General features: G+C 62.3%; 5 protein-coding genes. 1 reads left to right on the forward strand and 4 read right to left on the reverse strand.

Annotated elements, in window-relative coordinates; genetic code table 11:
- Positions 1 to 79: 79 nt before the first annotated feature.
- Complete coding sequence (locus VOI29_RS21470; RefSeq protein ID WP_323783535.1) at positions 80 to 472, forward strand: GIY-YIG nuclease family protein; 393 nt, start codon at positions 80 to 82, stop codon at positions 470 to 472.
- Positions 473 to 775: 303 nt separating this feature from the next.
- On the opposite strand, the gene VOI29_RS21475 is transcribed toward VOI29_RS21470, so the two are convergent.
- From VOI29_RS21475 to VOI29_RS21490, 4 genes are all read right to left on the reverse strand, one after another.
- A complete protein-coding gene (locus VOI29_RS21475) occupies positions 776 to 3,283 on the reverse strand; it encodes an FAD-dependent oxidoreductase (protein ID WP_323783538.1) in 2,508 nt (835 codons plus the stop codon).
- A gap of 223 nt (positions 3,284 to 3,506) precedes the next feature.
- Positions 3,507 to 3,848, reverse strand: coding sequence for a hypothetical protein (locus VOI29_RS21480; protein ID WP_323783540.1), 342 nt, complete (start codon positions 3,846 to 3,848; stop codon positions 3,507 to 3,509).
- 522 nt (positions 3,849 to 4,370) lie between these two features.
- Entirely contained in the window at positions 4,371 to 5,774 is a 1,404-nt protein-coding gene (locus tag VOI29_RS21485) for an FAD-binding oxidoreductase (RefSeq protein WP_323783542.1), read from the reverse strand.
- Positions 5,775 to 5,905: 131 nt separating this feature from the next.
- A partial coding sequence (locus VOI29_RS21490; RefSeq protein WP_323783544.1) for a gamma-glutamyltransferase occupies positions 5,906 to 6,445 on the reverse strand: 540 nt, incomplete at its 5' end.

A 6,445-nucleotide genomic window follows, 5' to 3' on the forward strand; every position in this document is an offset into this window, starting at 1 on the left:
TGGTACCTTCACAGACCAGGCCTTGGCCCTCTCGATCCTGAGTGGGAAGAGGATGCTTTGGAACTGACCGGCACCATTTATGCGGCGCGCAGCAAGTCAGAGCGCCCAGAAAAAAGTGGTCCGCTACATCTTGCACAAGATCGGTGTCACGTCTCAGGACGTTCAGCGCCGGGTGGCAGACGCACGTAATGATGCAACCTTTCTACTTGCCGATGTAGATATCGGTGCAACCTACGAACTGCGAAATCTTTCCAGAATGAAGATCGAAGACCTGCTCCACAGGTTCTTTGATGCTGCCCGTCCTTCAGGCCTGACCATAACAGACCGCTTTGGGAAGAAGGTCTTCCCTCGTGAATGGTTTTATGTCCTGTCCGAACATGTGGCTGAAGCGGTGGAACTGATCCAGGATGGAACCATGCATCTCTATCGTTACGATCCGACTGTTCAAAAGATCGTAAGGATCGAGGATTGAAAGCCTGACGCGCCGATGATCGGCAAGTATCTCTCAAATGCACGGGTTTCGTTCGATCACGCCAAAAACCTGCGACTTGCAGCGGAGAGCAGTAACCAGGCGGATCAGCCGAAAGTTTCGGAACTGGGACCTCTCCAGAGAACGGACGTCATAAGGCATTGTAAAAAATAAAAAAACTGCGCCCCAGATCGGGGCGCAGAAATGCCTGTATTTCACAGACGGGTTAAGGCAGCCCGGCCAGTGTCCACCACGCGGAATGCGTCAGCACAAAGACCGGGTTTTTTTTAACTTCTCCGTCAGGCCTTAGCCGTTCTGGCGGATGGTCTCGTTCTTCGGGTCATAGGGGCTGTCGCAGGTGACGACCGCATCCCACAGCTTGTCCTGGATCTTGACCTTCAGCTTGGTCCCTTCGACCGCCAGCTCGGGCTTTACATAGCCCATGCCGATGGATTTCTCGAAGGCCACCGAATAACCGCCCGAGGTCAGGCGGCCCGCACGGGTGCCGTCTTCGGCGTACAGCGCCTCGCGGCCCCAGGGATCAGCGTCTTCCGGACCGTCGATCAGCAGGGTGCAGCATTTCACCCGCACACCGGTCTCGATCAGCTTGTCCTTGCCGTGGAAGTCTTTTTCCAGGTCGACAAAGCGCGGCAGGTCGGCTTCCAGCGGGGTCGCGTCGCGGCCCAGCTCGTTGCCGAAGGCACGGTAGGATTTCTCCTGGCGCAGCCAGTTCTGGGCGCGCGCGCCGACCAGCTTCATGCCATGCTTTTCACCGGCTTTTTCCAGCAGATCAAAGAGGTAGTTCTGCATCTCCATCGGGTGGTGCAGTTCCCAGCCCAGCTCACCGGTGTAGGCCACGCGGATCGCATTGACCGGGCACATGCCCAGTTCGATCTGACGGGCCGACAGCCAGGGGAACCGCTTGTTGGACAGCGCGGTTTCCGGATCGGCATCAACGATGATCTCTTTCAGCACGTCGCGCGATTTCGGTCCGGCAATGGCAAACACGCCCCACTGGGTGGTCACGTCCTGCAGCTCGATACGGCCGAACTCGGCTTCCTTGTCCGCGATCGCCTTCTTCAGGAAGTCGGCGTCGTATTCGGTCCAGGCGCCCGCCGACACCAGGTAATACTCGTCGTCCTTCAGGCGGACGATGGTGTATTCGGTGCGGGTGGTGCCGGCAACGGTCAGCGCATAGGTCAGGTTGATACGGCCGACCTTCGGCAGTTTGTTGCAGGTGAACCAGTCCAGGAACTGGGTTGCGCCGGGGCCTTTGACGATATGCTTGGTAAAGGCGGTTGCATCCACCAGGCCAACGCCTTCGCGGATGGCTTTTGCCTCGTCGACAGCGTGCTGCCACCAGCCGCCGCGGCGGAAGGAGCGGGCTTCCTCGTCAAAATTGTCAGCTGCGTCCAGCGGACCGAAGTAGTTCGGACGTTCCCAGCCGTTGACCCAGCCGAACTGTGCGCCGCGGGCCTTCTGGCGGTCAAATGCCGGGGCGGTGCGCAGCGGACGGGCTGCCGGGCGCTCTTCGTCCGGGTGGTGCAGAATATAGACGTGCTCATAGCACTCTTCGTTCTTGCGCGCCGCGAACTCGGTGGTCATCCAGTTGGAGGAATAGCGTTTCGGGTCGAGCGACGCCATGTCGATCTCGGCCTCGCCGTCCACCATCATCTGCGCCAGGTAGTAGCCGGTGCCGCCCGCGGCGGTGATGCCGAAGGAGAAGCCTTCCGCCAGCCACATGTTGCGCAGGCCCGGTGCCGGGCCGACCAGCGGGTTGCCGTCGGGGGTGTAGCAGATCGGGCCGTTGAAGTCGTCCTTGAGGCCGCTCTCGGCGCAGGAGGGCACCCGTTCGGCCATCGCCATGTACTGATCGGCGATCCGGTCCAGATCAAGCGGGAACAGGTCAGCACGGAAGCTGTCCGGCACACCGTGTTCGAACCGCGCGGGGGCGCCGCGCTCATAAATACCGAGGATCCAGCCGCCGCGCTCTTCGCGGGCATAGGATTCATTGTCGGCGTCGCGGACAACCGGGTGCTCGGGGTTGCCGGCCTCGCGCCATTTGACCAGCTCGGGGTCCTTGTCCATGACGATGAAGGTGTGCTCGACCGGGATCGCGGGCATCTTGATGCCCAGCATCTTGGCGGTGCGCTGCGCGTGGTTGCCCGATGCGGTCACCACATGCTCGGCGGTGATCACCACCTTCTCGTCGCTCTCAACCAGGTTGCCGCCCTTTTCCACCATCTTGGTGCAGGTAACTTCCCAGTGGGTGCCGGTCCAGTGGAATTCATCGGCCTGCAGCTTGCGGACGATCTCGACGCCGCGCTGACGGGCGCCCTTGGCCATCGCCTGGGTCACGTCGGCGGGGTTAATATAGCCGTCCTCGGTGTGGTAGATCGCCCCCTTCAGGTCGGAGGTTTCGATCAGCGGCCAGCGTGCCTTGATCTCATCCGGGGTCAGCCATTCATAGGGCACATCGCAGGTTTCCGCGATGGAGGCATAGAGCATGTATTCGTCCATGCGCTCCTGGGTCTGGGCCATCCGCAGGTTGCCGACCACGGCGAAACCTGCGTTCAGGCCGGTTTCCTCTTCCAGGGTCTTGTAGAAATCGACCGAGTACTTGTGGATGTGGGTGGTCGCATAGGACATGTTGAACAGCGGCAGAAGGCCGGCTGCGTGCCAGGTCGAGCCGGAGGTCAGCTCGTCACGCTCGATCAGCATGACGTCTTCCCAGCCGGCCTTGGCCAGGTGATAGGCAATCGAGGTGCCAACGGCGCCGCCGCCGACAACAAGTGCTTTGACTTGGGTTTTCATTCTCCGGCTCTCCAGCTTTATGAGATTCTTGGATGCGGTTATGCCCGCGCATTGAAATCCGCGCAAAATCCATCCGACGCTAAAGCATCCAAAACCGACCTTGCGCGCCGCAGCCTATCGGATTTTACCGCAGCCCTGCCGGAAAGGGTGTTTTTCTGTGCCGCGAAAAGGGCAGCGGCGCCTTCGCCCCCAGCGGTTCCTTGCTCAGGCCGGTTCGGGGCCGTCAGCAGTCCGCGACATTGCCGCGGCGGATGCAGACCGGCTGAGGCGCGTCCTCGCTGTTCTGCGCCTCTGCAACCTGCTCGCGGCCCGATATCAGGCTGTTGCCGTAGCTGGCCGTCCCGCCCAGGATTGCCTGGCCGCCGCCGGCTGCAACGGCGGCGAGGCTGGTTGCCTCCTTGGCGGCACGGGCACGGGTAAAGCGGTCCTGCAGGATGGTGCTGTAGTCGGTGGCGCTGAGATCGCCCCAATTCAGCCCCGCGTCCCGGGTCTGGATGTAGTAATCATAGCCGATCACCGCCTGGGTGCTGAACACCAGGATGCCCATTGCCTTTTTCAGTCCCATGCCGGTCTCCGGTTCCACGAAATGCTGCGGCTTCATCCCAAATCAGGAGCCGGCGCAGAATTGCGGCAGCTTTCCGGCATTTCGGCGAAAACTGCCGTGCACGTGCCGCTGCCCTGCCGGTTGCTGCTGCATTCTGCCGGTGCTTATCCCTGGGTGCTGTCTGATGCCATGACCGTCAGCAGTAAGGAGTGGCGGCGCCGCCAAGGAGGCGGGACGGGAGCTTCCTCCCGCACACTGAACGTCGTTTCTGCGTGCCCTTGCCTAAGGGCCCTGTTCCAAAGTGCCGGGGGTGTCAGTCCCGGCGGTGACCGCGATCAAGAGAAAGAGTGGCATATGGGGTTTAAAATGCGGTGACAGGGGCGTACGCCGGAGGCGCAACGCTCTGAGGTCGCGTCCGGGCGCAGCCGTTGTGCAGTGAGTATTTCTGAAAAGATGAAGCGCCGGTGCGTGCCTCTTCATCTTTTCAGAAATACTCAAATCCCGCCGCCGGCCCAGTGCGGGCCGCTGGCGGGCGTTTGCGGATCACATCTCCAGAATCTTGACCGGGTTCATGATGTTGTCCGGATCCAATGCGGCCTTGACCGCCGCCATGTAACGGGTGGTCTCGCCCAGTTCCTTTTGCAGATAGGGCCGTTTGCCCTGGCCGATGCCGTGTTCGCCGGTACAGGTGCCGTCCATCGAGATCGCCAGATCGTTGAGCCAGCCGACAAACTCATCCGCCTTCTGCCGCTCATTGCCGCTATCCATATCGATCAGCAGCAGCGCGTGAAAGTTGCCGTCGCCCACATGGCCGACGATCGGCGCCATCAGCCCCATGCCTTCGGCCTTGTCGCGCGCGGCGCCGACGCATTCGGCCAGACGCGAGATCGGCACGCAAACATCGGTGGAGATCCCCTTGGCGCCGGGGCGCAGTTGCAGGCTGGCCCAATACATGTCGTGCCGCGCCTGCCACAGCTTGTTGCGCTCCTCGGCCGTCGAGGTTGCGGCGATGTCGAAACCGCCGAATTCCTCAGCGATGGAGGCAAACATATCACTCTGTTCCACCACACCCGCATCGGAGCCGTGGAATTCCAGCAGCAGCAGCGGGTTTTCCGGCAGGTCGAGGCCGGAATAGGCATTGGCTGCCCGCACGCTGAGCGCGTCCAGAAGTTCGATCCGGGCAACAGGGATACCGTATTGGATCGTCATCATCACCGCGCGGCAGGCGTCGTCCACACTGTGGAAGGAGCAGCGGGCGGAGCGCACCGCCTCGGGGATGCCCTGCAGTTTCAGGGTCAGCCCGGTGATCAGGCCCAGGGTGCCCTCGGAGCCGACCAGAAGGCGCGTCATGTCATAGCCGGCCGAGGATTTCTTGGCCCGCTGCGCGGTGCGGATCACACCGCCGTCGGCCATCACCGCTTCCAGTGCCAGAACGTTATCCTTCATGGTGCCGTAACGCACTGCATTGGTTCCCGACGCCCGGGTGGCGGCCATGCCGCCGAGCGAGGCATTGGCGCCGGGATCGATCGGAAAGAACAGGCCCTGATCGCGCAGGTAAGTGTTGAGCTGCTCGCGGGTGACGCCGGGCTGCACCACCACGTCGAGGTCTTCGGCATGGACGGCGATGATCCTGTCCATCCGCATCATGTCGATGCAGATACCGCCGGCGGGGGCGTTCACATGGCCCTCCAGCGAGGTGCCGGTGCCGTACGGGATGACCGGCACGCCGTGCTCGGCGCAGACCTTGACGATCTCGGCAACCTGTTCGGTGGAGGTCGGGAAGGCGACCGCATCCGGCGCCTGGTTGGTGATCCAAGTGGTGGTGTGGCCGTGCTGCTCGCAAATGGCCTGGCCGGTTTGCAGCTGGTCGCCGAACCGCTGTTTCAGCGTCTCGACGGCGGCGGCGATCCCGGCTTCGTTGCGCGGCAGTGAGGTGGCTTGCACCATGGCAGATCTCCTTGGGGTCGGGGCACAGAGCCCGGAACTTCACCAGTTAACCTACGCCCGGCACCTGCAGTTCTTCAATACCCAGTAGCCGGTAGAAACCCGTAACCCGGCCCGGCAGCCGGGCGGAGGCTTTATCCACCCAGTGCAATCCCCTCCCGGCGCGGATCCGCCGCCCCCTTCAGCCCGTCTCCGATCTCAATCGCGTGCAGGCCGGAGGTCAGATCGCGGATATTGACCTCATAGCCCAAATCCGTCAGCGCCCCCGCCAGCCCCTCGGCGCTGGTGCCTGCCTCCAGATCATAGGTGCCGAACCGGTTGACCAGATGCGGCAGCGCCAGCGCCGCCTGGATATCCAGCCCCCAGTCGGCCCAAGCCACAATGGATTTCGCAACATAGCCGATGATCCGGCTGCCGCCGGGGGAGCCGATGGCCAGCACCGGCTTGCCGTCCTTCAGTATAATGGTCGGCGCCATCGAGGAGCGCGGCCGCTTGCCCGGCTCCAGCCGGTTGGCGATGGGCACGCCGTCCGCATGGGTGCGGAAAGAGAAATCCGTCAGCTCATTGTTCAACAGGAACCCGCCCGCCATCAGCCGCGAGCCAAAGGCGTTTTCGATTGTCGTGGTCATCGACAGCACGTTGCCAAAGCTGTCGACGATGGAGATATGCGAGGT

The sequence above is a fragment of the Leisingera sp. genome (assembly GCF_034669605.1).
GTDB lineage: Bacteria > Pseudomonadota > Alphaproteobacteria > Rhodobacterales > Rhodobacteraceae > Leisingera.